Annotated in this window: 26 protein-coding genes and 2 pseudogenes; 17 read left to right on the top strand and 11 right to left on the bottom strand. The window is 74.0% G+C overall.

The features are described from left to right. Positions 1–8 precede the first annotated feature (8 nt). From ACE7GA_RS04870 to ACE7GA_RS04860, 3 genes are read left to right on the top strand one after another with little or no spacing between them, the layout of a single operon-like run. A complete protein-coding gene (locus ACE7GA_RS04870; protein WP_376096434.1) occupies positions 9–404 on the top strand; it encodes a hypothetical protein in 396 nt (131 codons plus the stop codon). Beyond that, entirely contained in the window at positions 401–1,255 is an 855-nt protein-coding gene (locus tag ACE7GA_RS04865; protein WP_376096431.1) for a fumarylacetoacetate hydrolase family protein, read from the top strand. Before ACE7GA_RS04870 ends, ACE7GA_RS04865 begins: the two co-directional genes overlap by 4 nt. Positions 1,256–1,268: 13 nt before the next feature. Next, positions 1,269–1,775 carry a hypothetical protein gene (locus ACE7GA_RS04860; RefSeq protein WP_376096428.1) on the top strand — a complete coding sequence of 169 codons (507 nt, stop codon included), beginning with the start codon at positions 1,269–1,271 and terminating at the stop codon, positions 1,773–1,775. A 45-nt stretch (positions 1,776–1,820) separates the two neighbouring features. On the opposite strand, the gene ACE7GA_RS04855 is transcribed toward ACE7GA_RS04860, so the two are convergent. Then, on the bottom strand, positions 1,821–2,081 hold the full coding sequence (locus ACE7GA_RS04855) for a hypothetical protein (protein ID WP_376096425.1): 261 nt from the start codon (positions 2,079–2,081) through the stop codon (positions 1,821–1,823). Between the two features lie 114 nt (positions 2,082–2,195). Here ACE7GA_RS04855 and moaB point away from each other — a divergent pair, with 114 nt between their 5' ends. Then, positions 2,196–2,735 carry a molybdenum cofactor biosynthesis protein B gene (moaB, locus tag ACE7GA_RS04850; protein ID WP_376096422.1) on the top strand — a complete coding sequence of 180 codons (540 nt, stop codon included), beginning with the start codon at positions 2,196–2,198 and terminating at the stop codon, positions 2,733–2,735. 4 nt (positions 2,736–2,739) lie between these two features. On the opposite strand, the gene ACE7GA_RS04845 is transcribed toward moaB, so the two are convergent. Then, on the bottom strand, positions 2,740–4,887 hold the full coding sequence (locus tag ACE7GA_RS04845) for an HWE histidine kinase domain-containing protein (RefSeq protein ID WP_376096419.1): 2,148 nt from the start codon (positions 4,885–4,887) through the stop codon (positions 2,740–2,742). Between the two features lie 319 nt (positions 4,888–5,206). Here ACE7GA_RS04845 and ACE7GA_RS04840 point away from each other — a divergent pair, with 319 nt between their 5' ends. Then, positions 5,207–5,746: a cupin domain-containing protein gene (locus ACE7GA_RS04840; RefSeq protein ID WP_376096416.1), complete on the top strand. Its 540-nt coding sequence runs from the start codon at positions 5,207–5,209 to the stop codon at positions 5,744–5,746. On the opposite strand, the gene ACE7GA_RS04835 is transcribed toward ACE7GA_RS04840, so the two are convergent. Next, positions 5,737–6,057, bottom strand: coding sequence for a chorismate mutase (locus ACE7GA_RS04835; RefSeq protein WP_376096413.1), 321 nt, complete (start codon positions 6,055–6,057; stop codon positions 5,737–5,739). The two genes, ACE7GA_RS04840 and ACE7GA_RS04835, sit on opposite strands and share 10 nt — an antisense overlap. Further along, positions 6,050–7,039, bottom strand: a complete 990-nt coding sequence (locus ACE7GA_RS04830; RefSeq protein WP_376096410.1) for a Bug family tripartite tricarboxylate transporter substrate binding protein — start codon at positions 7,037–7,039, stop codon at positions 6,050–6,052. The genes ACE7GA_RS04835 and ACE7GA_RS04830 overlap by 8 nt, the downstream gene beginning before the upstream one ends. 199 nt (positions 7,040–7,238) lie before the next feature. Here ACE7GA_RS04830 and ACE7GA_RS04825 point away from each other — a divergent pair, with 199 nt between their 5' ends. Then, entirely contained in the window at positions 7,239–8,666 is a 1,428-nt protein-coding gene (locus ACE7GA_RS04825; RefSeq protein ID WP_376096407.1) for a hypothetical protein, read from the top strand. 248 nt (positions 8,667–8,914) lie between these two features. Here ACE7GA_RS04825 and ACE7GA_RS04820 read toward each other — a convergent pair whose 3' ends face one another. Beyond that, the gene (locus ACE7GA_RS04820) at positions 8,915–10,150 is read right to left on the bottom strand and encodes a glycosyltransferase (RefSeq protein ID WP_376096403.1); all 1,236 of its coding nucleotides are present in this window, start codon (positions 10,148–10,150) and stop codon (positions 8,915–8,917) included. 281 nt (positions 10,151–10,431) lie between these two features. Here ACE7GA_RS04820 and ACE7GA_RS04815 point away from each other — a divergent pair, with 281 nt between their 5' ends. Then, positions 10,432–10,845, top strand: coding sequence for a response regulator (locus ACE7GA_RS04815; protein WP_376096400.1), 414 nt, complete (start codon positions 10,432–10,434; stop codon positions 10,843–10,845). A gap of 48 nt (positions 10,846–10,893) precedes the next feature. Here the strand turns inward: ACE7GA_RS04815 and ACE7GA_RS04810 are convergent, their stop codons facing one another. Together ACE7GA_RS04810 and rfaE1 are read right to left on the bottom strand one after the other, a co-directional pair. Continuing rightward, the gene (locus ACE7GA_RS04810) at positions 10,894–12,126 is read right to left on the bottom strand and encodes an MFS transporter (RefSeq protein ID WP_376096397.1); all 1,233 of its coding nucleotides are present in this window, start codon (positions 12,124–12,126) and stop codon (positions 10,894–10,896) included. 46 nt (positions 12,127–12,172) lie between these two features. Further along, the gene (rfaE1, locus tag ACE7GA_RS04805; RefSeq protein WP_376096394.1) at positions 12,173–13,693 is read right to left on the bottom strand and encodes a D-glycero-beta-D-manno-heptose-7-phosphate kinase; all 1,521 of its coding nucleotides are present in this window, start codon (positions 13,691–13,693) and stop codon (positions 12,173–12,175) included. A gap of 121 nt (positions 13,694–13,814) precedes the next feature. Between rfaE1 and ACE7GA_RS04800 the strand changes: the two genes are divergently transcribed. Further along, positions 13,815–14,648 carry a hypothetical protein gene (locus ACE7GA_RS04800; protein WP_376096391.1) on the top strand — a complete coding sequence of 278 codons (834 nt, stop codon included), beginning with the start codon at positions 13,815–13,817 and terminating at the stop codon, positions 14,646–14,648. After that, complete coding sequence (locus ACE7GA_RS04795) at positions 14,645–15,802, top strand: hypothetical protein (RefSeq protein ID WP_376096388.1); 1,158 nt, start codon at positions 14,645–14,647, stop codon at positions 15,800–15,802. Before ACE7GA_RS04800 ends, ACE7GA_RS04795 begins: the two co-directional genes overlap by 4 nt. A gap of 61 nt (positions 15,803–15,863) precedes the next feature. On the opposite strand, the gene ACE7GA_RS04790 is transcribed toward ACE7GA_RS04795, so the two are convergent. After that, the gene (locus ACE7GA_RS04790; RefSeq protein WP_376096385.1) at positions 15,864–16,259 is read right to left on the bottom strand and encodes a hypothetical protein; all 396 of its coding nucleotides are present in this window, start codon (positions 16,257–16,259) and stop codon (positions 15,864–15,866) included. Positions 16,260–16,449: 190 nt separating this feature from the next. On the opposite strand from ACE7GA_RS04790, the pseudogene ACE7GA_RS04785 reads away from it, so the two are divergent. The 6 genes and pseudogenes from ACE7GA_RS04785 (at position 16,450) to ACE7GA_RS04760 (ending at position 21,327) form a co-directional block, all read left to right on the top strand. After that, positions 16,450–17,223, top strand: a pseudogene (locus ACE7GA_RS04785) (ABC transporter ATP-binding protein). Continuing rightward, entirely contained in the window at positions 17,223–18,050 is an 828-nt protein-coding gene (locus ACE7GA_RS04780) for an ABC transporter permease (protein WP_376096382.1), read from the top strand. Before ACE7GA_RS04785 ends, ACE7GA_RS04780 begins: the two are co-directional and overlap by 1 nt. A 148-nt stretch (positions 18,051–18,198) precedes the next feature. Continuing rightward, the gene (locus ACE7GA_RS04775) at positions 18,199–18,825 is read left to right on the top strand and encodes a pyridoxamine 5'-phosphate oxidase family protein (RefSeq protein ID WP_376096379.1); all 627 of its coding nucleotides are present in this window, start codon (positions 18,199–18,201) and stop codon (positions 18,823–18,825) included. A 79-nt stretch (positions 18,826–18,904) separates the two neighbouring features. Beyond that, complete coding sequence (locus ACE7GA_RS04770) at positions 18,905–19,525, top strand: histidine phosphatase family protein (protein ID WP_376096376.1); 621 nt, start codon at positions 18,905–18,907, stop codon at positions 19,523–19,525. A 93-nt stretch (positions 19,526–19,618) separates the two neighbouring features. Further along, complete coding sequence (locus ACE7GA_RS04765) at positions 19,619–20,431, top strand: lipid-binding SYLF domain-containing protein (RefSeq protein ID WP_376096373.1); 813 nt, start codon at positions 19,619–19,621, stop codon at positions 20,429–20,431. Between the two features lie 26 nt (positions 20,432–20,457). Continuing rightward, complete coding sequence (locus ACE7GA_RS04760; protein WP_376096370.1) at positions 20,458–21,327, top strand: lytic transglycosylase domain-containing protein; 870 nt, start codon at positions 20,458–20,460, stop codon at positions 21,325–21,327. A gap of 48 nt (positions 21,328–21,375) precedes the next feature. Here ACE7GA_RS04760 and ACE7GA_RS04755 read toward each other — a convergent pair whose 3' ends face one another. Beyond that, positions 21,376–21,663, bottom strand: coding sequence for a TetR-like C-terminal domain-containing protein (locus ACE7GA_RS04755; protein WP_376100101.1), 288 nt, complete (start codon positions 21,661–21,663; stop codon positions 21,376–21,378). Further along, entirely contained in the window at positions 21,579–21,995 is a 417-nt protein-coding gene (locus tag ACE7GA_RS04750; protein ID WP_376096367.1) for a TetR/AcrR family transcriptional regulator, read from the bottom strand. The genes ACE7GA_RS04755 and ACE7GA_RS04750 overlap by 85 nt, the downstream gene beginning before the upstream one ends. A gap of 67 nt (positions 21,996–22,062) precedes the next feature. Between ACE7GA_RS04750 and ACE7GA_RS04745 the strand changes: the two genes are divergently transcribed. Further along, entirely contained in the window at positions 22,063–23,193 is a 1,131-nt protein-coding gene (locus ACE7GA_RS04745; RefSeq protein ID WP_376096364.1) for an SDR family NAD(P)-dependent oxidoreductase, read from the top strand. Here ACE7GA_RS04745 and ACE7GA_RS04740 read toward each other — a convergent pair whose 3' ends face one another. Then, positions 23,194–24,042, bottom strand: coding sequence for a DUF4743 domain-containing protein (locus ACE7GA_RS04740; protein WP_376096361.1), 849 nt, complete (start codon positions 24,040–24,042; stop codon positions 23,194–23,196). A gap of 201 nt (positions 24,043–24,243) precedes the next feature. On the opposite strand from ACE7GA_RS04740, the pseudogene ACE7GA_RS04735 reads away from it, so the two are divergent. Then, positions 24,244–26,171: pseudogene (locus ACE7GA_RS04735) on the top strand (ABCB family ABC transporter ATP-binding protein/permease). The last annotated feature ends 151 nt before the right edge of the window (positions 26,172–26,322 follow it).

Here is a 26,322-nt window from a genome sequence, read left to right as displayed (position 1 = left end):
GCCCCGGCGTGCTCACCCGCGACACCCTGCTGCTCGGCGCGCCCATGACGATGGGCGCCTTCCTGATCGGCGTCTCGGTCTGGGCCTGCTTCCTGAACCTGACGGACACGATGAGCGCGCAGCCCTGGGTGCTCCGCGTCGCGAGCGTCGCGGGCCCGGCCTCGCTCGGCCTCGGCCTGATCAAGGTTGCTGCGGATCTCGCCAAGGCGCGCGACGTGACCACGCGCCTCGCCGCGGCCCGAATCGAGGCGCGCCTGGACGAGTTGCAGCGCTGCCTGCTTTCGGTCCAGGAAACCGTCGAAGTCCTCGCGGCACGTCAGGCCGCCCCGGACATGGCCCATCCACCCGCCCATCCATTTGCGATGACCGCGCGGCGCGCGGAACCACGAGGAATCGACCGATGAAACTGCTGCGCTACGGACCGCCCGGGGCCGAGAAGCCGGGGATGATGGACGCGAACGGCACCATCCGCTCCCTCGCCGGCATGATCCCCGACCTCACCGGCGACGCCTTCTCCCCCAACACCCTCGCGAAACTCGCCGCCCTCGATGCCTCCACCCTGCCCGAAGTCCCCGCCGGCACCCGCCTCGGCGCACCCACTGCCAACCCGCGCAACTTCATCGCGATCGGCCTGAACTACGCCGACCACGCCGCGGAAACAGGCGCCGCGATCCCGAAGGAACCCATCATCTTCCTCAAGTCGCTCAACACGCTGGGCGGCCCGAACGACGACGTCGTCATCCCCGAGGGAAGCCACAAGACGGACTGGGAGGTCGAGCTCGCCGTCATCATCGGCACCTATGCCAAGAAGGTGCCGGCGAACGCCGCGATGGACCACGTCGCGGGCTATACCATTTGCAACGACGTCTCCGAACGCGAGTGGCAGATCGAGCGCGGCGGCACCTGGGACAAGGGGAAGGGCGCCGACACCTTCGGCCCCCTCGGCCCCTACCTCGTCACGAAGGACGAGATCCCCGACCCGCAGGACCTCGCGATGTTCCTCGACGTGGATGGCCAGCGCATGCAGGACGGTTCCACGCGCACGATGATCTTCGACGTGCGGCAGCTCGTCTCCTACGTCTCCCACTTCATCACGCTGCATCCCGGCGACATCATCACGACCGGCACGCCGCCCGGCGTGGGCATGGGCAAGAAGCCGTCGCCGATCTACCTCAAAGGCGGTGAGACGATGCGCCTCGGCATCGCCGGCCTCGGTGAGCAGGCGCAGCGCGTCGTCTCCGACATGCGGAGCTGAAGGGGCCAGTCCGATGTGGCCCTACGGGGCGGCGCCCGAAATCGCCCTGCTCTGCCCCGTGCCCGCGCTGCACCTGGCCGCCATCCCGCTCGGCGGCCCGGCGCGGCAGGTCGCCGCCTTCGGCACCGATTCAGCCCCGCTCTGGACCTGGGTGACGGAGGACGCGCCGGTCATCCGCCCCGGCGCGCAGGTCTTCATCTTCCCCACCGTCTCCCGCGCGGCGCTGCCCCAGGGATCGCCGGCGGCCGACCTCATGCGCTCCGGCGCCCACACCGCCCGCCGCGCCGGCCGGTTCCGCCGCCTGATCGACGCGACCCCGGATGGGACCCATCCGGACGAAGCCGCGCCATCCGCCCCGATCCTCGCGGGGCAGGGCGACGACACCTGGACGATGTTCTGGGAAGTGGACGAGTTCGTCGAATGCCGCATCCGCCTCGACGCCTTCCGCACCTACGACCGGGGCCGGAAGTTCGCCCCCTCCTTCAAGCTGCACGGGCCGACGCTCGCCCGCATCGGCTGATGCACGCCCGCCGTCCGACGTCGGGGCACTGCCACCCGACGGGGATCAGTGCCCCGGCGCGGACACCGTGACGGTCCGCCGCAGCTCCATCCGCACGGAGGCGCGCGCCAGCAGCCACCCGAGCGCCAGGCAGACCAGGGCCGCCAGGGCCAGCCCGATCAGCGTGTTCATCGCGACCTGCGGCGCGCCGTTCCCCCAGGGGTTGAAGCCCAGCACCCCAGCCAGCAGCAGGTACAGCGCGTAGCCCAGCAGTGCCGCGCCGAGCACGAAGGCGAGGAGGCCGAGGATGTTCACCAGCCTGGACATGCGCGGACTCCCTGCTCGCCAGCCTTGCGACCGTCGCACGCCCGAACCGCCCCGGGAAGCCGTGCGCTCCCTCGGCGGGCGAAACGCCCTATATGGCGCCCCGAGGAGACCGCCATGCCCATCGACGAGAGCCGCACCTTCCTTCCCGTGAACATCGCCGTCCTGACGGTCAGCGACACGCGCGACCTCTCGACCGACCGCTCCGGCGACACGCTGGTCCAGCGCATCGCGGCCGCCGGCCACCGCGTCGCGGCGCGGGAGATCGTGCGGGACGACGCCCCGGCCATCGAGGCCCTGCTGCGCCGCTGGATCGCCGACCCCGCCGTGGACTGCGTCATCACGACGGGCGGCACCGGCATCACGGGCCGCGACGTGACGCCTGAGGCCTTCGACCGCGTGCTGGAGAAGCAGATCCCCGGCTTCGGCGAACTCTTCCGGATGCTGTCCTACGCGAAGATCGGCACCTCCACGATCCAGTCGCGCGCCATCGGCGGCGTCGCGGGCGGCACCTACCTCTTCGCGCTGCCCGGCAGCACTGGGGCCTGCAAGGACGCCTGGGACGATATCCTCGTCCACCAGCTCGATTCGCGCTTCCGCCCGTGCAACCTCGTGGAACTCATGCCGCGCCTGCAGGAACACCTGCGCGCGGCCTGACGCGTCACGACGCGCGGACGAACCCATCCGCCGGCAGCGTGATCCCGCAGACCAGCCCCGTGGGCAGCCAGTCCAGCCGCAGCGCGCCGCCGATCTGGCGCCGCACCGTCGCCTCCAGCACGCCGGAGCCGAAGCCGCGCCGCCCGGGCACGCTCTCGACCGGCGGCCCACCCGTTTCCTCCCACCACAGGGAGAGGTCACCCAGGTCCGGCACCACCGTCCAGGCCACGCGCAGCCGTCCCTCGGGCACGGAAAGCGCCCCGTGCTTCGCCGCGTTCGTCGCGAGTTCATGCAGCGCCATGGAGAGCGGCTGCGCCACGCCCGGCGTCAGCGCGACCGCCGGCCCTTCCAGCAGGATGCGGCCCGGATCGTAGGGCGCCAGCTCCTCCTCCAGGATCGTGCGCAGCCCGGCGCCCGTCCATCCGTCGCGCGCGAGAAGCGTGTGCGTGCGGGCCAGCGCCGCGATCCGCTGCTCGGCCGCCGCGATGTAGGTCGGCACGTCCGGCGCCCGCGTCAGCCGCAGGATGGAGCCGACGATCGCCAGCACGTTCTTCGCGCGGTGGTCCACCTCCCGCGACAGCAGGGTCCGGCGCGCCTCCTCCGCTCCCCGCGCCGCCTCGGATGCCGCGAGCGAAGCGGCGAGACGGTCCACCTCCGCGATCCCCGAAGGCGGCAGGTTCGCCGCGCCCGCGGGCCCCGCGATCGCCAGGCGCTCCAGCGGCGCGGCCAGCCGCCGCGCGCGCCGCAGCGCCAGCGCGATCCCGACGGTGACGAGGACGCCGCCGCCCAGCAGCAGCGGAGCCATCGCCCGCCGCAGCGGGGTCGTGATCGCGGCGTCGGGGATGCCGATCAGCGCGGTCCAGCGAGGCGCCTCCGGCGCCACACGGTCCCAGGCCACGTGCAGCACCTGGCCGTCGCGGGTCGCGGCGTCCCGGATCCAGCCGCCCTCGGCCGCCGGATCGACCAGCTCGGCGCGGAGCCGTTCCGCGAAGGGGTTCACCAGCGGGGTTCCGACGAAGCGCGCCGGCTCCGGATAGCGCGCGACGATGGTCCCCGCCCCGTCGGCCAGGGTCACGACCCAGCCCGCCGGCAACCGCGCCCCGAAGCGGTCGATCGCCTCCGTCCACGGCCCCGCCACCTCCCCGATCGCGACGAGGGCGGCCGGTTCCCCGCGGAGCGAGGCGAGGACCGCGACGTTCACGACGGCGCGGTTCGTCACTGCCCCGCGCACGACGTCCGAGACGACCATCCCGGCGCCCGGCACGGCCTCCAGCGCCCGGAAGGCCGCGGAGGTCGGCGGCCCGGGAAGCGACGGCGAATCCGGCGGCAGCCGGGTGTTCAGGACGTGCCGCCCCGCCGCGTCCACCAGCAGCACGTGCGTGCCGGTTGCCGCCTGCATCCCCGATGCCAGGGCGTGGAAGGCGCGGAGATCCCCTTCCGCCAGGGCCGGGCTGGCCGCGAGCGCCTGCAACCGGCCGCGCTGGAGGGTGAACTCCCGCGCGACGAGGGCCGCGAGGTCGGCCGCCGCACTGGCCGCCTGGTCCTCCAGGCGCGCGCGCTCCGCGACCGCGAGCCGCATCGCGAGCGCCCCGGCGAGCCCCAGCGCCGGCAGCAGCACGCCCAGCACCAGCATCGCCTGCGACCACCGCGCGGTGCGGGCGCGCCAGCGCGGCCAGGCGAGGGAGAGGGTCCCGACGGCGCCTGCGCCGATGGCAACCGCCGTCGGCAGCGACATAGCCCATCGCCGCAGCACCCCGTGCTGGAAGGGATCGAGCCCCGCCGCGTAGCCCAGCAGCGCGAAGGCGGGCGGCAGCGCCGCCGCGAGCGCGAGGCCCGCCGCCGCGGCGCGGCCGCCATGTCCCCGCGCCACGGCCAGCCCGAGCAAGGCGGCGCCGAGCAGGGCGAAGCTCGTCGCCGTGCCGATCGAGATGCGCCCGGGATAGGGGCCGTGCCGCGGCGGCGCCGCGATCACCGCCTCCCCGAACAGCAGCGTGTCCACCCCGAGGTCGCGCCCCGTCGCGTGCTGGAACAGCGCCCCCGCGGCGATGAGGAGGACGCCGAGGGCCGGCAGCGCACCGGCGCGCCGCCCCGCCGCGAGGAACCACAGCGCCGCCCCGGCGAGGATCACCGACACCGCCGTCCAGGGCTGCATCGCCGCGAGGTTCGGCAGCCCCGAGGCGAACTCCCCCGGCCCAGCGCCCAGCCCATCGCTGCCACGACGCCGATGGCCGCCGCCAGGGCCCCGAGCGCGCGGGCCAGCTCCGGCCGCGCCCCCACGGCGTTGCCGGGGGCGGGGCGCGACGTAGCAGTCGTCAGGGCTATGCCGGCCGAGCCGTCCAAGGCGGATGTCCGTTCGTCTGGGCTGCGATCAAAGCATGGTCGGGGCGGGTCTGTCGCCTCGCTGACATTGCGGCCGGGCAACTCCCGCGTCCCGGGCCGCGTTCCGCGCGGGTCACGAACGGGAGGCGAGGATGGCGGACGGCGAAGGCCTGCGGATGGCAGGCCCCGGGGACGCGGTGCCCTTCGAGATCCCCGGCGCGGAGGGCGCGTTCCGCATCCAGATCCTGAACGAGGACCGCGCCCGCGGCGTCGTCACCTCCATCGTCCATCTGCCTGCGGGCGGCCGAATCCCCGCGCATTACCACGACGCGGGGAGCGAGATGCACTACGTCCTGGAAGGCGACCTGATCGAGCGCGGCGAGACGCTCGGCGCCGGTGCCTTCCTCACCCACGCCAAGGGCGTGGTGCACGGCCCGCATGAGAGCCGCGGCGGCGCGAAGGTCCTGACCGTCCAGACCTGGCAGAGCGAGGGCGGCGAGTTCGATTTCCGTCCCGCCGACGAAGGCGCCGCGGCCCGGCAGCCCCCGCGCGGGCCCGCCGCGAACGATCGCGGCCCGACCGCCGACGCCATCGGCCCCGCCGACGATGCCCAGACCCCGCAGGCCGCCCGCGGCGCCGACACGCAGGAGGAGGCCGCGGAGGAACGCGGCAACGCCAAGGGCTATTCCTGACGCGGCGTCCCGGCAGGCGGGTGGAGCCGCCGGTGCTCCTCCGCCTCCGCGGCGATGAAGGCCGCGATCATCGCTCGCCAGGTCGCCTCGACGACCGAGGGGATGGCGCCGTGCTCCGCCGCGAGGCGCAGGACGTTGCGCACCACCTGCTCCAAGCGCTCCGGAGCCGGCACCTCCGCGATGTCCGCCTTGAACCGCGCCGCCGACAGCACGGCCCGCCCCCGCGCCGCGATAAGCGGCATCAGTTCGCGGTCCAGCCGGTCGATCTCCGCCCGCACCTCGGCGAGGGATCGGAACCCCGCCTCAGCCATCCGCCTGGATCCCCAGTCGGGCGATGAGCTCGCCCCATTCCCGCGTCTCGCGCTCCGCCCAATCCCGGAACTCCGCCGCGCTGCCGCCCACCACCTCGAACCCCGCGCGTTCGAGCGTCGCGCGCGTCTCCGGCACGGCCATCCCGCGCCGCGCCTCCCGCTCCAGCGCCTCCCGCGTCGCCGCGGGCATGGCGGCCGGCGCGATCAGCCCGATCCAGGCGAAGGATTCGAGGCCGGGGAAGCCGGCTTCGGCCATCGTCGGGACCGCCGGCGCCTGCGGGATGCGCGACGCCGCGGTGGCGGCCAGCGCCCGCACCTTCCCCTCCCGGATCAGCGGCAGGAAGGCCGCGGCGATGGCGAAGGTCGCGTCCACACGCCCGCCGATCAGGTCCGGTGCAAGCTGCGGGAAGCCGCGGTAGGTGACGTGGGTCAGGTTCCCGCCCCCCTGCTCGCCCAGGGTCCGCGCCTTCAGCATCTCCATCGCCATGTGGCTCGCCGAGCCGTTGCCCGTGCTGCCGTAGGTCAGCGGCTGCCGCCGCGAGAGCTCGACGAAAGCCGCCACGTCCCGCGCCGGCAGGTCGTCCCGCACCACCAGCAGGTTCGCCGCACGCACGAGCAGCGACACCGGCGCGACGTCCCGCGCGGGATCGTAGGGCAGGGCGGGGTAGAGCGCCTTCGCCGTCGTCAGCCCGCTGCTGATCGTCACGCCGATCGTGTGGCCGTCCGTGCTCTTCGCCACCCCGTCCACGCCGATCGTGCCGCCCGCGCCGGGCCTGTTCTCCGCGACGAAGGGCTGCCCGAAGGCGGCCGCGAAATGCGCGGCGGCCGCCCGCGCCGACACGTCCGGCGTGCTCCCCGGCGGGAAGGGCACGACGACGCGCACCGGCCGCGTGAAGGGCGACGGGCCCTGCGCCGAGGCCCCCGGCGCCGGCAGAAGGGCCGGCGCCGCCAGCAGGGCGCGGCGGCTCGTGGCAGCGGGCATGGTCGTTCTCCTCCGCGCGTTCTCCTCCGCGCATTCGGGTCCGCGCATTCGGGCCCGCGTAGCACGGCCGCCGGCGTGGCCGGCAGGCATCGCGATGGCGCCGACGGCACCGCCACGCCCGAACCCGCGCGGGGCCATGTTGCGGGCGTACCGAGTGCCACGCTAGGCGTCTCCGCGACCGTCCCCGCCCGAGGAATCCATGGCCCGTAGCGAACACGTACTCGGCGTCTTCGTCGCCGCCCCCGCCGACCTCGACGAGGAGCGCGCCTTGCTCGAGGGGGTCGTCGCGGAGCTCAACCGGACAACCGGCCGCGACGCCGGGCTGCGCCTCGACCTGCTCGACGGCGACGCCGCCGCAGCCTGCGACATCTTCGTCGGCCTGATCGGGCACCGCTTCGGCCGGCCCGGCCAGCGTGCCGGCTCCGGCTCGCCCGAGGAGTTCGAGGCGGCGCGCGCCCGCGCCGCCGCGGCGCCGGAGGACGTCTCCGCCCTTTTCTGCTTCAAGGACGCGCCGGTGCCGCCGAGCCGGATCGACCCCGCCGAACTCGGCCGCGTGCAGGCGCTCCGCGCCGCGGTCGGCGACGCCGCGGCCCTGACCTTCGCGGAGCCGGAAGGCTTCGCGGACCTCTTCCGCCTCGCCCTGTCGCGGGCGACGGAGACCTGGCGCGCGCGCCTCTCCGACCCGCGCCGCGCCGCCGCGCCGTCGCCCCGCCGGGCACGGGACGAGGCCGCGGCGCACGGCGCCCGCACCGCCGTCGAGGGCGGCTTCCGCGCGGTGGTCCGCACCGTCGTGGAACTGAGCGAGGCCGCCCGGGCCTTCGACGCATCCCTCGCCTCGCGCAGCGCGGAACTGGCGGAACTCGACGCGGACACCGGCGGACGGCCGCCGCAGCAGCGGATGGAGCCGATCGCCGGCCGGCTCGCCTCGGACGTCGCCGCCTTTGCCGAGCGCCTGCGGGCGGGAACCGCGACGAGCCGCGACGGGCTGCGCGCGGGCGTCTCGGCCGCCGCCCGCTTCACCGCGACGGAGGCGGGTGCCCGCGGCGAACCGCCGGTGGCGGAAGCCCTTGCGGCCATCCGGACGGAGGCCGCGGCGGCGGTCGAGGCCCTGGATCGGGCGCTCACGGAGCTGGGCGAGCTGCGGCCTTCCCTCGCCGGTGTCCCCGCCATGTCCGAGGCGGTGACGGCGGAGCGGTTCCGCGCCCTGCGCTCCCTCGATGCCTTCCTCGAGGAGGCCCGGACGGCGGCGGCGACGCTCCGCATGCTCCGGGAGTCGGCCGGCCAGCCCGCAGCCGCCCGGCCGGTCCGCGAGGCTCCCGCCCGGGAGGTCCCGGCGCGGCCCGCGGCGCCGGATGCACAGGCGGCCGCCCGTCCGGTCCGGCCTGCCCCTGCCCCTGCCCCGGCGCCGGCCGCCGTCGCCAGGCCGGCGGCACCCGCCCCTGCGCCCGTCCCCGCGCCCACGCCCGTCCCTACCCCCGCGGCTGTCCCGGCGGCTGTGCCTGCGGCCCCGTCCGCACCGCCCGTGGCTACCGCCGCGGAGGGCACGGCGCCGCTGCCGGCCTTCGCCCCTGCGCCCGGCTCGACGCTCGCGACCCTGCTCGCGGGTGTGGGCCGGTCGCAGACCTGAGGCCGGCTTCTGGTGGCCCGGGCGGGACGAGCGCCGACCTTCGTGGATGCCTTCCAGCAGGGGCGGACCCGCCCTTGGACGGCGGTCCATCTGAGCGTCCCCGGTGCCGGCGCGATTGGTGCCGGCGCGATTGGTGCCGGCGCGATTGGTGCCGGCGCGATTGGTGCCGGCGCGATTGGTGCCGGGGTACCCGAATCGGGCGCTGATCCGGAGCCACCGATGCCGGCGACGGCCGACGTGAGGCGGAACTAGGCGTAGGTCGCCGGCCGCTTCCTCTGCGCCAGCGCGTCGAGCACGGCGAGTTGCCGCGGCAGGCAGACCCGGGCGAGGTCGTAGCGTTCCACCACCGTCTGCCGCGCGCGCTGCCGTATCGGAGCGTAGTCCGCCGGGCGCTCCAGCACCGCGATCAGCCGCTTCGCGAGCGCGGCGTGGTCGAACAGGTCGGTCAGCAGCCCGTTCTTGCCGTCCTGGATCACCTCCTGCACCGGCGGCGTCGTGGAGCCGACGACGAGCGCGCCGATCGCCATGGCTTCCAGCACGCTCCAGGACAGGACGAAGGGCACGGTCAGGTACACGTGCGCCGCGCTGACCCGGAACAGGTCGTGCAGGTCGGGATGCGGGATCCGCCCGAGGAAGAACACGCGCGACGGGTCGAGCGGCCCGACCTCCGCCAGCAACGCCTCCTGCCAGTTGGGATGATCGGGCGGCCGGCGGCCATATCCCGCCTCGTTCCCGCCGACGATCACGACGCGGACCTTCGGCCGCGCCTCCAGCAGGGCCGGCAGCGCCCGCATGAAGGTCGGGAAGCCGCGATAGGGCTCGAGGTTCCGCGCGACGTAGGTCACCACCTCGTCGCCGGGATGCAGCACGGTGCCGTCCGGCAGCACGAAGCGCGCCGCGGGATGGGGCCTGCAGGCCGCGGTGTCCACGCCTTCGTGGACCAGCGACAGCCGCGCCTTGTACCATTCGGGGAAGCGGTCGCGCTGGAACCGCGTCGGCACGATCCCCCAGTCCGAGGCGTGCATCGAGGACAGCAGCGGCCCGTTCATCGCACGCACGCGGATCGCGTCCTGCACGGTCGCGGGCTTCCCCGGCTCGTAGCCCACGTCGGCGCCGACGGCGCTGTAGAAGAACTCGGCGTAGAGCAGCAGCGGCGAGGCGTTGAACACGTCCTTCAGGAAGATCGTGTCGCCCCAGCCGATATGGCTCCAGATCACGTCGGGCGTGAAGCCGCCGCGCCGCAGGTCCAGCGCGATCCGCGCGACTCGGTCGGCCCGCGCGACCGCGGCCTCAAAGGACCGCGCATGGCCCGTCGCGGCGCTCGGCGGGTCCGGGACCTGGTAGCGGTGCAGCGCGACGTTCGGCGGCACGGGATAGTCCCGCGCCCCGATGCCGACGACCTGGACGCCCTTCCGCGCCGCCAGCGCCCGCATGATGTGGAGGGTCTGGCCCGGGAAATTGGGATGGACGAGGAGGACGCGCATCAGCCCGGGCGGCTCGCGCAGCGATTCAGTCCGGGCATTGGTCGGTTCGCATCCTCCCGAGGGGGCCACCGCATCGGGAACACGGCCGGATCGCTTCCGCAAGCTCCCCCGGCGGCGGGCCCGCCCGACCCGGACGGGGCCGGGAACGCCAGGGGGATCGCGCCTTCCTGAGAGAGATGTGAGGAGGGCAGGTCGGTCCGGTGCGGTATCGTCCCGATGTCATCCCCGCCTCTCGATCGGAACTGAGACCGGTGCTTCAGGCGCTGACCCCCTGCCGGCCCGTGACCCCCTGCCCCCACCGGCCGCCTCACCTCCTCATCGCCGAGGACGAGGAGGCGATCGCGCTCCTCCTGCTGGAAGCGATGGAGGAAGCGGGCCTGCGGGCGACGCTCGCCCGCGACGGCCTGGACGCGCTGGACCGCCTGGGCCGGCAGCGCTTCGACCTCCTGCTGACGGATATCCGCATGCCCAGGCTCGGCGGCGTGGACCTCGTCCGGGCTCTCTGGCAGCGGTCATCGCGCATGCCCGTCATCGTCCTGAGCGGCTACATGACGCCGAAGGACGCGACGGACCTCCGCGCCCTCGGGGTGCGGCCGGAGGCCATTCTCTCGAAGCCAACCGGCCTCGCGCAGGTCGTTGAAGCCGTCCTGACGGCACTGCACGCGAGCGACGCGACGCCGCCGGTCAGCGCCTGACATGCCAGGTCGGGCGCGCGGCCCGGAGCGCTGCCCGCCCCGCTCGCCTCAGCGGCCCCGGGGACGGGTGCCGCGGGCATAGGCCAGGCCCACCGCCGCCAGCGCCGCCAGCCCCGCCGCCGCGCTGATCACGACCGCCGTCCCCGACCCGAATGAGGCCGCCAGCACCCCGATCAGAACCTGCCCCATCGGCCCGAAGCCGATGCAGACGGTGATCAGCCCGAGTTGCCGTGACCGCAGTGGCGCCGGCACGCCGGAGAGGACGAGCGTCGTCTGCACGTTGCCGAACAGAGCAAGCCCCAGCCCGCCGAGCACGAGCACGAGGCAGGCCCCCGCATAGCCCGGCATCAGCGGCATCAGCGCCAGCGACAGTACGAAGAGCGCCGAGCCTCCGATCATCAGCCGGATCGGGTTCCAGGGCGGCGTCCAGCGCGCCAGCACCAGCCCGCCGAGGACCGACCCCAGCGGCTCCCCCGCCGCGAGGAATCCAGCCGCGGCATCGGGAACGCCGAAAGTCGTCCGCGCCAGCGGCGCCACGAGAGCGGAGTAGGAGAAGGCGAAGAGGTTCATCGAGGCGGTGACGCCGAGCACCGCCAGCACCGCCGGCTGGCCCCGCGCATAAGCCAGGCTGTCCCGCAGGTCCCGCGCCACGCGCGAGAGGACCAGCGGACGCACCTCCTGCCGGTGCGCGACGCCCGTCACCAGCCAGGCCGCCGCTGCGTAGGAGGCGGCCGAGATCGCGAAGGCCCCCGCAAGCCCCACCCAGGCGTAGAGCCCCGCGCCGATCAGCGGCCCGACCATCCGCGCGAGCGAGTTCGTCAGGCTGTCCCAGGCAATGGCCCGCGGCATCAGCGCGACGCCGGCGGATTCCCCGACCATGCGCCGCCGCGTCGCCATCTCCGTCGCCCAGACCGACCCGCTGACGAAGGCCGCCGCCGCAAGGTGCCAGGGCCGCACGACCCCTGCCGTCGCAAGAAGACAGACTGAGAGCGACGCTGCCGCGCTCAGCCCCATCCCGCTGACCAGGACCCGCCTGCGGTCCACCGCGTCCGACAGCACGCCGGCGAAGGCGCCGAAGCACAGCAGCGGCAGCGAGCGCGCCGCCGCGACGGCAGCGACCGCCAGCCCCGACCCCGTCATGCCGTAGACGAAGAGCCCGGCCGCCAGCAGCTCCAGCCAGCGCATCGTGTTGGCGATGCCGCCCACCGCCCAAAGCCGGCGGAAGGAGGGCGAGCGGAAGGGGTTCGTCGAGACGGCAGCCGCCTCCGGCGCGACGTCCATCGCGGCGACGTGTCTCCCCCGTCCTCCCCGCGCCTGGCGCGCGGGTTCAGCCCCGCATCCGCTCCACGGTCGCGGTCGTCGAATTGCCCGGCAGCAGCTCCGCCAGCCGCACCTGCCCGCCCCATTCCGTCACGAGGTCGCCGCCCACCACCTGGTCCACACGGTAGTCCGCGCCCTTGATCAGCACGTCGGGACGCAGGACCTCGATCAGCGTGACCGGCGTCTCCTCCTCGAACAGCGTGACGAGGTCCACGGTGGCCAGGGACGCCAGCACCGCGGCCCGCGCCGCCTCCGACTGGATGGGACGCGCGGGGCCCTTCAGGCGGCGGACGGAATCGTCGGAGTTCAGCCCGACCACGAGCCGGTCGCACCAGGACCGCGCCTGTTCCAGCAGGTGGACATGACCGGGGTGCAGCAGGTCGAAGCAGCCATTGGTGAAGCCCACGCGCCAGCCGCGCTGCCGCCAGCGCTCCGCCTGCTCCGCGGCCTTCATGCGGGAGACGACCTTCCTGAGAGCGCCGCGCTCCGGCGTCAGGGCTTCGAGGAGATCCGTGTCGCGGGCGACGGCGGTGCCGACCTTGCCCACGACGATCCCGCCCGCAATGTTCGACAGTCGCGCGGCGACCGCCATCGGCAGCCCCGCCGCCAGCCCGGCCGAGACCACGGCGACGACGGTGTCGCCGGCGCCCGAAACATCCGCGACCTCCGCCGCCTCGGCGGGGAAGTGGTGGACGGCATCCCCCTCCAGCAGCGTCATCCCGTCCTCGGATCGCGTGACGAGAACCGCGCCGAAGCCGTGCCGGTCGCGCAGGGCGCGCGCCGCCTCCACCAGCGACGGCTCGCTCTCCACGCTCATCCCCGTCGCCTGCCGCAGCTCGTTCCGGTTCGGCGTGATGAGGTCCGCGCCGGCATAGACCGCGTAGTCGTCTCCCTTCGGATCCACGATCACCCGCCGCCCTGCCGCCTTCGCCGCCGCGATCAGTCGCGACGGCGTGTCCCCGGTCAGCACGCCCTTCCGGTAGTCGGACAGCACCATGACCTTCGTCGCGGCCACCGTGTCCTGCGCGATCCGCACAAGGCGATCCGCCAGCCGCGGATGGATCCCGCGCGCGATCTCGTGGTCCGCGCGGAGCATCTGCTGGCCGCTCGCGATGTAGCGGGTCTTCGTCGTCGTCGCCCGCCCGCCCTGGACCAGCAGCCAGGGCTCGACGCCCGGCTGGCCGCCGATCAGCCCCGTCAGGTCCGACCCCGCCTGGTCGTCGCCCACCACGGACAGGAACGCCACCGCCGCCCCGAGCGCCGTGAGGTTCCGCACGACGTTCCCCGCGCCGCCGGGCATCGCGACCTCCCGGTCCACCGTCAGCACGGGCACCGGGGCTTCGGGCGAAATTCGGTTCACGCGGCCGTACACGTAACGGTCCAGCATCGCGTCGCCGACCACGAGGACGGAGGCCTTGCGCAGCGTTCGCACCGCGTCATGCAGGTCCGCATTCGCGAAACCCGCCGGTGGCCCGAGATCATTCGCACGCGTGTTGGGCCCCGTATGGGCTGGGAGCGGGCCGGTCATCCGCTCCGGCGTAGCAGGCGGTGTCATCGGGTGGCAACCGCGCCGGACGGGCGCCCACCCGACACGCCCGCCTGGAGATGGTGACGATGGCTTAACGATCCCGCGCCCAGGATGCCGTCCGATGTCCGGCACCCAGGCCCTCCTGTTCCGTCCCGGCCCCACCCTCCGGCCCGACGCGCTGCGCGTCGCCCGCGCGCTGCTGGAGGATACGGCGCGGCGCCAGGGCGGCCGCCTCGGCGCCCTGCCCGATGGCGGCCTGCGGCTGGAAGGCGCCGCCGCCGCGCTCGACGCCGCCCGGGACGCGCTGGCCGCCGTCCTGCGCGGCCGCGACGCGACGGTGATGGAGGACCGCCGCGCCACCCCGCGCCCCGCGCCCGCGCCCCGCGACGTGCCGGAGGACCGGATCGCCGCCCTGCCGCTCCGCGCCCTCATCCGCCTCGACCCCGTGCTCAGCTTCGGCCCCGGCTGCGTCCCCAACCGCCTCGCCCTCCGCGCCCTACCGGACGAGGAGGCGATCACGGCGGCCCTGGGCCCCGCCTGGGCCCGCGCGCCTTACCTGGAGCACGCCCGCAACCTCGTCGGCGCCCGGCTGCTGCGGGAAGCCGCCGCCTGGCCCGGTCCGCTCCACCTCTTCGCCGGCGAGTCGCTCCTGCCGGCCCTGCCGCCCGAACACCTGCCGCTGCGCACGCCCCGCGCGCTCGCCGAACCGCCGGGATGCCGCTACGGCGTCGTCGGCCTGCATCCCGCCGCCCCGATCGGCCTGGCCGCGTCCGGCGCGCACGTCCTCTACCTCCCCGGCGAGCCCTCGCCCGCGGCCCTCGCCACCCTCGGCCGCCACCGCATCATCCTCGATGGCGTGGCGGATGCCGACGCCCTGGCCCGGGCGGCCAGGGCCGGGGTCCTCGGCGCCACCGGCCCCGCCGCGGCGAGGGCGCTCGCCGGGCGGATGGCGTGATCGCCGCCTTCCACCAACCCCCGCCACCCCCGCTGACCGGCGCGGAGGGCGGCATCGCCGAACTCGCCGCCCTCATCCGCGCCGCCGTCGCCAGCGGGGCGGAGCGGGAGGTGCTCTGGCTCCGCCTCTCCCGCATGCCGCCGGGCCTCGACCGCCCGCACCACCGCCGCCTGATGCGGGACGCGCTGGACCTTCCCAACCGCGCCCGGCGCGCCCGGGTGTTCCACCTGCCCGGCGGCGACGTGGCCGTCGCGACCGCTCCGGGTGATTCCCTCCACCCCGCCGTCCTCCGCGCCCTCGATGGTGCCATGGACCCCGCGACCGCCGAGGACCTGCTCCGCCTCCGCCGCCTGCCGGAGGAGGCCGCCGCCCTCCTCGCCGCCCTCGAAGAATGCCTCGGCCTCGGCCCGCCAACCCCGCCGCGAGCCGACACCCCCGCCGCGCTCGACTCGAAGGGGCTGGAATCCCTCCTCGCCGCCCTCGCGACGGCGGAGGTCGCGCCCTTCCTCCGCCGACAGTTCATCTGCCGCATGGCGCCGGAGCAGGATGCCGAACCCGTCGCCGAATCCGTCCGCCCCTGGCCCGAGGCCCTGCGCGACCGCCTTCTTCCCGGACGCGACCTGTCCGCCGCCCCCGCCCTGACCCGCCGCCTGTGTCTGGCGCTGGAGGAACGGCTGCTCGCCTCCCTCGCCGGCCCGGAATGGCGGGCCAGCCCGCGCCGGCTGCACCTCGGCATCTCCGTCCCCGCGCTCACCTGCGACGCCCTGCTGCGCCTGGACGCCGCCCTTCCCGCCGCGACCCGTCCGCTGCTGACCTTCGCCGTCCCGATCGGCGACGTCCTCGCGGATCCTGCGGGCTTCGCCCTGGGGCGCGACCTCGTCCGCTCCCGCGGCTACGGCCTGGCGCTGGAATCGCCCTCCGCCGCCGCGCTCGCGCTCCTGCCGCCAGAAGTCATCGGCGTCACCGCCGTCCGCCTCGCCTGGTCCGACGCCCTGCCGGGGGAGGACGCGCCCATCCCCGCCCTGCCGCCCATCATCCTGGCCGGCGCCGACCGCGCCGCCGCCATCGCCTGGGCCTGGGAGCACGGCATCACCCTCTTCCAGGGCCGCGCGACGGACCGCTGGATGCGGGCCGGCCTGAATCGCGCGGCCTGAGTCGAGCGTCTTGAGTCGATCGGCCTGATCGCCCGGCCTGATCGCGCGGAAAGCCGCCGGCCTAGCTGCAGCGCAGGCGAACCGGGGAGATCAGCCGCATCTCCGTCCAGAGCCTGCCAAGGAAGGTCTCGACCAGGATCGTCCCGCCCGGCTCCATCGTGACCAGACGGAACGACCAGTCCGTCGCGTCGCGGGAACCCCGCGGCGTCTGCATGAGGAACCCGTAGCTTCCTCCCGCCCGATGCGGCACCGGCGCGAGCGGCGTGATGCTGTCCCACCCGCCCCCCGCCCGTCGCAGGCGGGTTACGCGCCCCTCGGTCACCTCGACCTGCCACCTCGCCGCGGCGTCCTCGAGGTCGGTGTCGTCCAGCACCTCCACGCGGCAGGAAGACAGCCATTCCTGCGCCGCGGCGGGGCCGGCAAGGCACAGGGACAGCGCGATCAGGACCCACCGCATGCGACACATCTCCGAATTCGCCCAGCCGCGACACCTCGAGCCTAGCCGGGGTCGCGGCAGCCCCGTGTGACGAATGCGTGTCCCGGGCCGTCCCCTGGGCCATCCCCTGGGCCATCCCCTGGGCCATCCCAAGGATGCGTGACCGGCGGCCCGCTGGCGCCGCGCGGCCCGGCCCCCTTATGCATCGCCGATGCGGTCCCACCCGAAGCCCGACGCCCCGGCCATCGTCGCCGCCGGCCTGTCCAAGCGCTACGCCGAGACCTTCGCCGTCCAGGACCTTTCCTTCACCCTGCCGCGCGGCGCGACCTTCGGCCTGCTCGGCGGCAACGGCGCGGGCAAGTCCACGACGATCGCGATGCTGCTCGGCCTCCTCGTCCCGACCTCCGGCACCGCGACCGTGCTGGGCCACGACATGGCGCGGGACCGGTTCGCGGCGCTGGCGCGGATGAACTTCTCCTCCCCCTACGTCGCGCTGCCGCACCGCCTGTCCGTCTAGGAGAACCTGCGCGTCTATGCCCACCTCTACGACGTGCCGGACGCGCGCGCCCGCATCGCCGAACTGTCCCGCGACCTGCACCTGGAAGACCTGATGGGCCGCCCCGCTGGCCAGTTGTCGGCGGGTCAGAAGACGCGCGTCGCGCTCGCGAAGTCGCTCATCAACCGCCCCGACCTGCTGCTGCTGGACGAACCGACCGCCAGCCTCGATCCCGACACCGCGGACTGGGTCCGCACGTGGCTGGAGCGCTACCGCGGCGAATCTGGCTGCGCCATCCTCCTCGCCTCCCACAACATGGGCGAGGTCGAGCGCCTCTGCTCCCACGTCATGATGCTGAAGGGGGGCCGCCTCGTGGACCAGGGCTCGCCGGACGACCTGCTGCGCCGCTACGGCCGCGACGACCTCGAGGAGGTCTTCCTCGACATCGCCCGCAACCGCCAGGCCGCGCAGCAGGAGGAGCCGGCGTGATGCGGCACGGCGCGTCGCACAGTGGACCGCGCGCTGCCGCGCGACGCGTCTGGGGCATGATGTACCGCCACATCGCGCTCTTCCGCCGTTCCTGGCCGCGGCTGCTGGAACTGGCCTACTGGCCGGTCCTGCAGATGGTCGTCTGGGGCTTCGTCACCGCCTACATCGCGGGCGTGCAGGGCAACATTGCCTCCGTGGCCGCAGGTGCCCTCCTCGGCGGCGTGCTGCTCTGGGAAGTCGCGCTGCGGTCGCAGATGGGCTTCGCCATCTCCTTCCTGGAGGAGATCTGGTCCCGCAACCTCGGCCACGTCTTCGTCTCCCCGCTCCGCCCGCGTGAACTCGTCGCGGCCCTGATCGGGATGAGCCTCATCCGCACCGCCATCGGCGTCCTGCCCGCGATCGGGCTGGCCTGGATCCTCTACGGCTTCGGCCTCTTCTCCCTCGGCCCCGTCGTCGTCCTGTTCTTCGCCGCGCTGATGATCATGGGCTGGGCGATTGCCTTGGGCGTGACCGCCATGATCCTGCGCCACGGCGCGGGGGCCGAGGCGCTGGCCTGGTCGCTGATGATGGGCCTCGCCCCCGTTTCCGCCGTCTTCTACCCCGTTTCCGTCCTGCCGGGCTGGCTGCAGGCCTTGGCCGCGGTCATCCCGGCGTCCCACGTCTTCGAAGGCATGCGCGCCGCGCTGCTGGAGAGCCGCATCGCCTGGGCACAACTCGGCGCCGCCTTCGCCCTCGACGCGGTGTGGCTCGCCGTCATGTCCTGGATTTTTCTGCGCCAGTTCCACGCGGCCCGCGTGCGCGGCGCGCTGCTGAGCATCGGGGAGTAGGGGCGCGACAGCCGCGATCCGGGGCTTCCATCCCGTGACGTGGCCCGTCCAGGCGGGTCGCCGGACCGTCACGGATGGGTCGCGCCGTCTCCGCCTGTCGCGACGCACGGGCTTGGCGTAATCCGCCCCGGGTAACCCGGAGGACGAAATGACGGCGGTACGCACGATCGAGGACCTCGAACGCCTCTACGGCGCCTGGGACAAGGCCGTCGTCCCGGCATCCACGACGAAGGTCGCGGACCACGTCACCCCGCAATACCGTCGCTTCATCGAGGCCGCGCCCTTCCTCGCGCTCGCGACCGTCGGGCCGGAGGGGCTGGACTGTTCCCCCCGCGGCGACCGCCCGGGCGAACTGGTCCGCATCGCCGACCCGCGCACGCTGCTGCTTCCCGACCGCCGCGGCAACAACCGCATCGACAGCCTGCGCAACGTCGTCCGCGACCCGCGCGTGGCGCTGATGTTCCTCGTCCCCGGCAGCGGCAACGCGATCCGCGTCAACGGCCGCGCGCATGTCGAGGCCGATCCCGCCTTGCTCGATACCTTCAAGGTCGAAGGCAAGGCGCCGCGCACCGTCATGGTGATCGAGACGGTCGAGGTCTACTTCCAATGCGCGCGCGCCCTGATCCGCTCGCAACTCTGGGACCCCGCGGCGCGCGTGGATCCCGCGACGCTCCCCACCCCCGGCCAGATCCTCGCGGCGATGACCGCCGGCGCCGTCGGCGGCGACGCCTACGACCGCGAATGGCCTGAACGCGCGAAGGCCAGCATGTGGTGACGGCGCAAGGACCCGCCCGGCGTCGGGCCCGCCCGCCCCGGATGGCGCCCCTGCCTCCCGCGTCGTAAGCCGCGCGCCGATGCCGACGCGCCTGCACCTGATCCGCCACGCGTTGGTGGAACCCTCCGCCCGCCTCACCGCCTACGGTGCCATGGACGTCCCCCTCTGCGCCCTCGCGCTGGCCGAGGAGGTCGCGGCCCATGCCTGGCTGGCGGATCGCCTGCCGCAGCCCGCGCGCTGGTACTGCACGCCGCTGATGCGCACGAAGGCCACGGCAGCCGCCATCTTCGCCGCCGGCTACCCGGAAGCGGAACTGACCCCGCTCGACGGCTTCGTCGAACAGCGCCTCGGCGAATGGGAAGGCCTCGCCCATGACGCCTTCATCCGCATGCTGACCCTCCCCGCACATCCCTTCTGGATGCACGGCGCCGACGAGAAGCCGCCGGGCGGCGAATCCTTCCGCGACGTCATGGACCGCGTCGCACCTGCCATGCAGCGCATCGTGGACGAAAACCCGGACGGCGACGCGATCGTCGTCGCCCATGGCGGCTCCATCCGCGCCGCCATCGCCTGCGCGATGGAGCTCTCGCCGTTCCAGGCCTTCCAGTTCAGCGTGAAGAACCTCTCCCACACCCGGCTGGAGGCGGAAGGTGGCCACTGGCGCGTCATCACGATCAACGAAGAACCGCCCCTCGGCTGAGCCTGCCGCAACCCCGCCCCGATTCGGCCCTGGCGCCGCCCGAGTCGCCGCTGTAGGATGCCAGGTGCATCAGGGGGTTGGGGGACCTGCTTCATGCGTTATCTGATCCGTGCGGCGGGCTTCGCGCTCGCCCTGTCAACCGTCGCCTTCGCGCGGGACGCGAGGGCCCAGGTGGACCCGCAGACCGTCGTGGACCGCGCCACGCTCGCCGTGCAGGAGATGCTGACGGAAGGTGACGCCGCCGCTCGGCGTGACCTCGCCAACAGCATGTCCCGCGCCCGCGCCGTCATGGTCTGCCCGCGCGTGCTCCGCGCCGGCTTCATCATCGGCGGCCAGGGCGGCGACTGCGTGCTGGCGGCGCGCGACGGCGCGGGCTCCTGGTCCTCGCCGGCCTTCTACACGATGGGTGGCGGCTCCTTCGGCCTTCAGGTCGGCGTGCAGGACATGCAGCTCGTCATCCTCATCATGACGGATCGCGGCCTGTCGGCCGTCATGGACAGCCAGTTTAAGTTCGGCGCGGACGCCTCCGTGGCGCTGGCGACGCTCGGCGGCGGCGTCGGCGGTGCCACCACGGCGGCCGCGGGCGCGGACATCCTGACCTTCGCGCGCAACCGCGGCCTATACCTCGGCATCTCGCTCGACGGCTCGCTGTTGTCGGCGCGGAGCGACCTGAACCAGGGCTACTACCAGCGCTCGGTCGGCGCGCGGCAGATCGTCGTGGACATGCAGGCCCATAACCCCGCGAGCGACCCGCTCCGCGCCGCCCTCCTGCGCGGTGCCGGGGCGCAGCAGGCCGCCGCGGCTCCGTCGCCCGGCCCGGCCACGGCCCAGGCGCCGCAATCCTGGTCCAACCCGCCCGTCCCGGCGGCCCCCGCCGGCCGCGTGACTCGCGAGCCGCTGCGCTAGGCCCCACCCGGCCGACCGGGTCCGGCATGGCGACGCGGGCTCCCCCCGACGCGCTGCCCGGGCTGCCCGTGGCGGCGCGACCCCGGCGCGCGACAAGCTGTGCCGCGGCGCTCGGCGTCCTCCTCCTCGCCGCCTGCGCCGCCACCCCCGCGCCGACGGCCTGGGATGGGCGCCGCGGCTATGACGGCCTCGGCGATTACGGTTACGACCCCGAGGCCTCGCGCGCCGAGGCCCGCACCTACCGCGCCGCGGCGACCGGGCGTTACCGCGTCCCCGGCCCGCCCGAGGACCCCTGGGGCCCGCATGTCCAGGAAGCCGCCGCGCGCTTCGGCATCCCCGAGCGCTGGATCCGCGCCATCATGGCGGCCGAGAGCGGCGGCCGGCTGTATGACGCGGCCGGTGGCCTCATCACCTCGCCCGTCGGCGCGATGGGCCTGATGCAGGTCATGCCCGGCACCTACGACGTGCTCCGCGCCCGCCACCGCCTCGGCGCTGATCCGTACGAACCGCGCGACAACATCCTTGCCGGCGCGGCCTATATCCGCGCGATGCACGACCGCTTCGGCGCCCCGGGCTTCGTCGCCGCCTACAATGCAGGGCCGGAGCGGGTGGAGGGTGTCATGTCCGGCGCGACGATCCTGCCCGACGAGACGGTCACCTACCTCGCGCGGGTCGTCCCCGCGCTCGGCCTGGGGCGGGAAGCCCAAGCCACCTCGGCCCGCGACGCCGCGGGCGGCCTCCGGACCGCCGGCTACGACCCCTCCGGCGCCGCCTATGCCGGCGGCGGGCTGGTGGGCGGGGGCGGCGATGCGGTCTCGGCCGACGATCCCTCCCTCCGCGCCTATGACGGCGGCGGCCTCGTCACGCCGGGGTACCCGACCGGCCGACCGCGCTGACCCGGCGCGGGTCTTCGAGACGCACGCCGCCGTGGCACGCGCTGCGGTTCATCGCCCGACTAGTCCTGGAAGCGCCGGCCGGAACACCCCCGCGAAGACGATCGAGAGGATGGCCTCCAGCGCCGGCGCCGGCGGCACGCCCGCGCCGAGCAGCATCGGGGCGTAAACGGGGGAATACAGCGCCGCCAGCGCCGCCTCCACGTCCAGCCCCTCCACGCATTCCCCCGCGGCGATCGCGCGGTGCATCCGCTCTACTCCCCACCGCTTCCGGGGCATGACCCAGCGCTCGGCCAGCGCGCGGCCGAGCGCCGGATCGGTCCGCGCCCCCGCGACCATCGCGGCCATCGCCGCGCCCCGCTCCCCCGCAGCAGGTCCGCGACGCCGTGGATCTGCCGCCGGAAATCCTCCCGCGCCGATCCCGTGTCGGGGAAGGCCAGCGCCTCCCGCGTCGCCTCGAAAAAGGCCTCGACCGCCAGCGCCGCGCGGTCCGGCCACCAGCGGTAGATCGTCGCCTTCCCGACGCCCGCGCGTTCCGCCACCGCCTCGATGGCCAGGCCTGCGTAGCCCCGTTCCCGAAGCAGGTCGAAGGCCGCCGAAAGGATCGCCCCGCGCGAGGCCGGGCTCCGCGGCCGCCCGCGCGGTCGTTCCGTGGCCGTTGACTCCGTCATGGCATTCCAGGCATTAACGAGACACTACCGTATCGCAAATCTGCACAGGAAGCCCACCATGGCCGTCGTGCCGCACACCGTCGACATCGTCGTCTCCGACATGGCCCGCGCACTGGCCTTCTACCGCCTGCTCGGCCTGCCGGTGCCGGAGGGCCAGGAACAAGCCTTCCAGGTCGAGGTCCCGACCAGCGCCGGGTACAGCATAGGCTTCGTGGCCGAAGAAGCCGTCCGCCGCGCCAACGGCACCTGGGTGGAGCCGGTGGGACAGCGCATCGCCCTGGCCTTCCGCTGCGACACGCCGGCCGAGGTGAACTCGACCTACGCCGCCCTCGCCGCCGCCGGCCATCCCGGCACGAAGGAGCCCTGGGACGTTTTCTGGGGCCAGCGCTGCGCCTTCCTGCGCGACCCCGACGGCAACCGCGTGGACCTCTTCGCCCCCTCGGCACGGCCTGACGCCGTGCCCACCGTCCTCGTCACCGGCGGCGCCTCCGGCATCGGCGCCGGCCTGGCCCGCGCCTTCCACGCCCGCGGCGCGACCGTCGTCATCGCGGGCCGCGACCCCGCGCGCCTCGCCCGCGTCGCCGGGGCCTGCCCCGGCATGGAGACCGAGGTGCTGGACGTCGCCGATCCCGCCTCGATCGCCCGCTGCGCCGCCGCGATCGGCGAACGGCACCCGGACCTCGACACCCTCGTCAACAACGCGGGCATCCAGCGCCTGCTGGACTTCGCAGCCGGGATCCCGCCCGACCCCGCCGCGATTGCGGAGGAGGTGAACACCAACCTCCTCGGCCTCATCAATGTCACGTCGGCCTTCCTGCCCCTGCTGCGGCGGCAGCCCGCGGCGCGGCTGGTCCAGGTCGGCTCCGGACTCGCCTTCGTGCCGCTCGTGCGCGCGCCCGTCTATTCCGCGACGAAGGCCGCGGTCCACGCCTTCACCGTCGCGCTGCGGGAACAGCTGCGCGGCACTGCCGTGAAGGTCGTCGAACTGATCCCGCCGGTGGTCGCGACCGAACTGCACCGTGGCCAGGACCGCGCCCCGCCACGCGCCATGCCGTTGGACGCCTTCGTCGCCGCCGCCATGGCCGGCCTGGATTCCGGGAAGGACGAGGTCAATGTCGGCCTCGCCAAGGTGCTGCGCGTCGGCGCCCGCGTGGCGCCGGGACGGTTCCTCAAGATCATCAACGCGCCACGCGGCTGATCACGCGATCTGGTCCAGCCCCGCCCGAAGGCTCCCGTCCGGGTCCTCCACCAGCCCCTCCCGCAGGAAGAGGTCGAGCAGGACGAGGTTCACGTTGAACTTCACGTCCTCCGTATCGCGCACGCATTCCAGCACGCGCGCCAACGGCCACAGCTCGTAGCGCTCCACCTCGTCGTCGTTCGGCTTCGGCACGACCCCTTCCGGAACGTCGAGGTCGTAGAGGTGCAGCACGTCCCGCCGCATCCCCTCCTGCGTCCGCATGACGTAGGACACCCGCCCCACCCGCCGCGCCGTCACCGCGAGCTCGGCCGGCAGCGACGCCTCCTCCTCCGCCTCCTTCACCAGGCACCGTTCCGCGTCGTAGCCAGCGGGAATCCCGCCCGCGACGATGTTGTCCAGCTTCCCCGGCGCGACCGACTTGTCCTTCGCCCGCCACCCCACCCACAGGTGTAGGCCGTCGCTGCGCCGGACCAGCCCGTTGATGTGCACGCCCTGGGACATGACCCCGAGGGTCGGCAGCACCCCCCGGTCCAGCGTTGCGAGCACCGGCCCCTCCGGCGTCGCCCGCACGTCGAACCGCTCCCCGCGGATCCGTCCATACCCCGCCTTCGCCAGCGCCTCCGCGACCCCCGCCAGCGCCTCGGTCCGCGCGCCAACGCCCCGCAGCCGGGCGGCCAGCGACACCCCGCGCCCGTCGAAATGCACGTCCCGCGGCCGGAAGGTCAGCACCCGCGCCGCGTCCGGCGCGATCCAGCCGACCTGCTCCTCCCCGATCCGGAACGGCAGGTAACCGGCGGGGGAGGGGAGGTTGTTGCAGGCGGCGATGTGCCGGGCGAAGGGGCTCGTCATCCGGGGGTTATGGGGCCAGGCCCCGCGACCCGCCATGCGGGCAGGTGGCGGCGGCCCTGCCACGCCCCCATCTGGCGGGCAGGGCGCCGTGGCCCCACAACCCTCGACGGTGCCGTCCCCTTCCGTCGGGCCCTCCCGTCGGGTGGGGCGCGGCCCTCGACCCATGTGTGGCGCCGCCGGGCGCCGATCCCGGAGCGCCCCTTGTCCGCGACGACCCCTGCCGCGACTCCCGAACGCGGGAACTTCGCCACCCTCCGCACCCTCCTCCCCTACCTCTGGCCGGCGGGGAGCCCGGCCTGCGCGCACGCGTCGTCCTCAGCCTCGTCCTGCTGGTCTTCGCGAAGGGCGCGAACGTCCTCGTCCCCCTCGCCTTCGCCCGTGCCGTGGACGCCCTCGCGCCGCATTCCGGGGCCGGGGCCGGGGCCGGGGCCGGGGCCGTCGCCGCCGTCCCGATCGCCCTCGTCCTGGCCTATGGCCTGACGCGCCTCACCGCCTCCGGCTTCAACGAGCTGCGCGACGCCATCTTCGCCCGCGTTCAGGGCCGCGCGCTGCGCCGGATCGCGCTGCGGGTCTTCACGCATCTTCACCGCCTCTCGCTCCGCTTCCACCTCGACCGGCAGACCGGCGGCATGTCGCGGATCATCGAGCGCGGAACGCGCGGGATGACCTTCGTCCTCGACTTCCTGCTGTTCAACATCGTCCCCACGATCTTCGAGATCCTGCTGGTCTCCGTGATCCTCTGGGGGATGTTCGACATCTCCTTCACCGCCGTCATCCTCGGCACCATCGGCGTCTACATCGGCTGGACGCTGATGTTCACGGAATGGCGCCTGAAGTTCCGCCGCCGGATGAACGAGACGGACCAGGAGGCCAACACGAAGGCCGTGGACTCCCTCCTGAACTTCGAGACGGTGAAGTACTTCGGCAACGAGGCGCACGAGGCCCGCCGCTACGACGCGAGCCTGGAGCGGTATGAGCGCGCCTATGTCCGCTCGGAAACGTCGCTCAACGGCCTGAACTTTGGCCAGCAATCCACCATCGCACTGGGCCTGACCGTCGTGATGATGATGGCGGCGCACCGCGTCAGCGCGGGCGGGATGACGGTCGGCGACTTCGTCCTCGTCAACACCTACATGATCCAGCTCTTCGCGCCGCTGAACATCCTTGGTTTCGCCTATCGCGAGATCAAGCAGGGCCTGATCGACATGGAAGCCATGTTTGCCCTGCTGAAGGAGGAGCGGGAGGTCGCCGACCGCCCCGGCGCGCCGGCCCTGCACGTTGCGGGCGGCGAGGTCCGCTTCGAGGACGTGCGCTTCGGCTACCGCCCGGACCGCACGATCCTGAAGGGCGTGTCCTTCGCGGTCCCGCCCGGCCGGACGCTTGCGATCGTGGGCCCCACGGGCGCGGGCAAGTCCACCATCTCCCGCCTGCTGTTCCGCTTCTACGACGCGACGGGCGGCGCGGTCCGGGTGGATGGCCAGGACGTGCGGGACGTGACGCAGGACAGCCTTCGTGCGGCGATCGGCGTCGTCCCGCAGGATACCGTCCTGTTCAACGACACGATCCACTACAACATCGCCTACGGCCGGCCCGATGCGACGGAGGAGGAGGTGATCGCGGCTGCGCGCCTCGCCCAGGTTCACGACTTCGTCCTGCGCCTGCCCGACGGCTACAAGACCCGCGTCGGCGAGCGCGGCCTGAAGCTCTCGGGCGGCGAGAAGCAGCGCGTCGCCATCGCCCGCACCATCCTGAAGAACCCGCGCATCCTGATCCTGGACGAGGCGACCTCAGCCCTGGATACGCGCACCGAGCAGGAAATCCAGGCCGCGCTCCGCGGCGTCTCGCGCGGCCGCACCACCCTCGTGATCGCGCACCGACTGTCCACGGTGGTGGAGGCGGACGAGATCATCGTCCTCGTGGACGGTCGCATCGCCGAACGCGGTACCCATGCCGGACTGGTGGCGGCCGGCGGCACCTACGCCGCGATGTGGGAACGCCAGGCCCAGGCCGTCGCGGCGGCCGAGGCCGCGGCGGAGGCCCAGCGCGCCGCCGACCTCGACACCCCCCGCGACGGAGCGGCCGCCCACGCGCGTCATGCCGACCCCGTGGCCGCCGCACCGACCGACTGACGAAAGATCCCGACCGGAACCCTCAACAATCCGGGAAGCGTTCCATATCCGTCGATCAGCCGGCAACCAGCGGTTGTAGGGTGTCCCAGCGGGCCGGAGCCCGGCGAGTGGATCGGAGGGGTTCGATGCGGACGGCAACGCACGGGACAGG

Origin of the sequence: Roseomonas sp. CCTCC AB2023176, from assembly GCF_042259275.1 — a bacterium.
GTDB lineage: Bacteria > Pseudomonadota > Alphaproteobacteria > Acetobacterales > Acetobacteraceae > Roseomonas.
This window is presented reverse-complemented; position numbering and strand designations above follow the sequence as displayed.

Bases quoted from the DNA above. Each gene is read 5' to 3' on its own strand.
- ACE7GA_RS04775 (WP_376096379.1), top strand. From the start codon at position 18,199: ATGACGGCGGTACGCACGATCGAGGACCTCGAACGCCTCTACGGCGCC.
- ACE7GA_RS04755 (WP_376100101.1), bottom strand. From the start codon at position 21,663: ATGGTCGCGGGGGCGCGGACCGATCCGGCGCTCGGCCGCGCGCTGGCC.
- ACE7GA_RS04865 (WP_376096431.1), top strand. From the start codon at position 401: ATGAAACTGCTGCGCTACGGACCGCCCGGGGCCGAGAAGCCGGGGATG.
- ACE7GA_RS04765 (WP_376096373.1), top strand. From the start codon at position 19,619: ATGCGTTATCTGATCCGTGCGGCGGGCTTCGCGCTCGCCCTGTCAACC.
- ACE7GA_RS04770 (WP_376096376.1), top strand. From the start codon at position 18,905: ATGCCGACGCGCCTGCACCTGATCCGCCACGCGTTGGTGGAACCCTCC.
- ACE7GA_RS04820 (WP_376096403.1), bottom strand. From the start codon at position 10,150: ATGCGCGTCCTCCTCGTCCATCCCAATTTCCCGGGCCAGACCCTCCAC.
- ACE7GA_RS04840 (WP_376096416.1), top strand. From the start codon at position 5,207: ATGGCGGACGGCGAAGGCCTGCGGATGGCAGGCCCCGGGGACGCGGTG.
- ACE7GA_RS04780 (WP_376096382.1), top strand. From the start codon at position 17,223: ATGCGGCACGGCGCGTCGCACAGTGGACCGCGCGCTGCCGCGCGACGC.
- ACE7GA_RS04750 (WP_376096367.1), bottom strand. From the start codon at position 21,995: ATGACGGAGTCAACGGCCACGGAACGACCGCGCGGGCGGCCGCGGAGC.
- ACE7GA_RS04760 (WP_376096370.1), top strand. From the start codon at position 20,458: ATGGCGACGCGGGCTCCCCCCGACGCGCTGCCCGGGCTGCCCGTGGCG.
- moaB (WP_376096422.1), top strand. From the start codon at position 2,196: ATGCCCATCGACGAGAGCCGCACCTTCCTTCCCGTGAACATCGCCGTC.
- ACE7GA_RS04800 (WP_376096391.1), top strand. From the start codon at position 13,815: ATGTCCGGCACCCAGGCCCTCCTGTTCCGTCCCGGCCCCACCCTCCGG.
- ACE7GA_RS04860 (WP_376096428.1), top strand. From the start codon at position 1,269: ATGTGGCCCTACGGGGCGGCGCCCGAAATCGCCCTGCTCTGCCCCGTG.
- ACE7GA_RS04835 (WP_376096413.1), bottom strand. From the start codon at position 6,057: ATGGCTGAGGCGGGGTTCCGATCCCTCGCCGAGGTGCGGGCGGAGATC.
- ACE7GA_RS04790 (WP_376096385.1), bottom strand. From the start codon at position 16,259: ATGCGGTGGGTCCTGATCGCGCTGTCCCTGTGCCTTGCCGGCCCCGCC.
- ACE7GA_RS04740 (WP_376096361.1), bottom strand. From the start codon at position 24,042: ATGACGAGCCCCTTCGCCCGGCACATCGCCGCCTGCAACAACCTCCCC.
- ACE7GA_RS04810 (WP_376096397.1), bottom strand. From the start codon at position 12,126: ATGGACGTCGCGCCGGAGGCGGCTGCCGTCTCGACGAACCCCTTCCGC.
- ACE7GA_RS04855 (WP_376096425.1), bottom strand. From the start codon at position 2,081: ATGTCCAGGCTGGTGAACATCCTCGGCCTCCTCGCCTTCGTGCTCGGC.
- ACE7GA_RS04845 (WP_376096419.1), bottom strand. From the start codon at position 4,887: ATGCAGCCCTGGACGGCGGTGTCGGTGATCCTCGCCGGGGCGGCGCTG.
- rfaE1 (WP_376096394.1), bottom strand. From the start codon at position 13,693: ATGACCGGCCCGCTCCCAGCCCATACGGGGCCCAACACGCGTGCGAAT.
- ACE7GA_RS04830 (WP_376096410.1), bottom strand. From the start codon at position 7,039: ATGCCCGCTGCCACGAGCCGCCGCGCCCTGCTGGCGGCGCCGGCCCTT.
- ACE7GA_RS04825 (WP_376096407.1), top strand. From the start codon at position 7,239: ATGGCCCGTAGCGAACACGTACTCGGCGTCTTCGTCGCCGCCCCCGCC.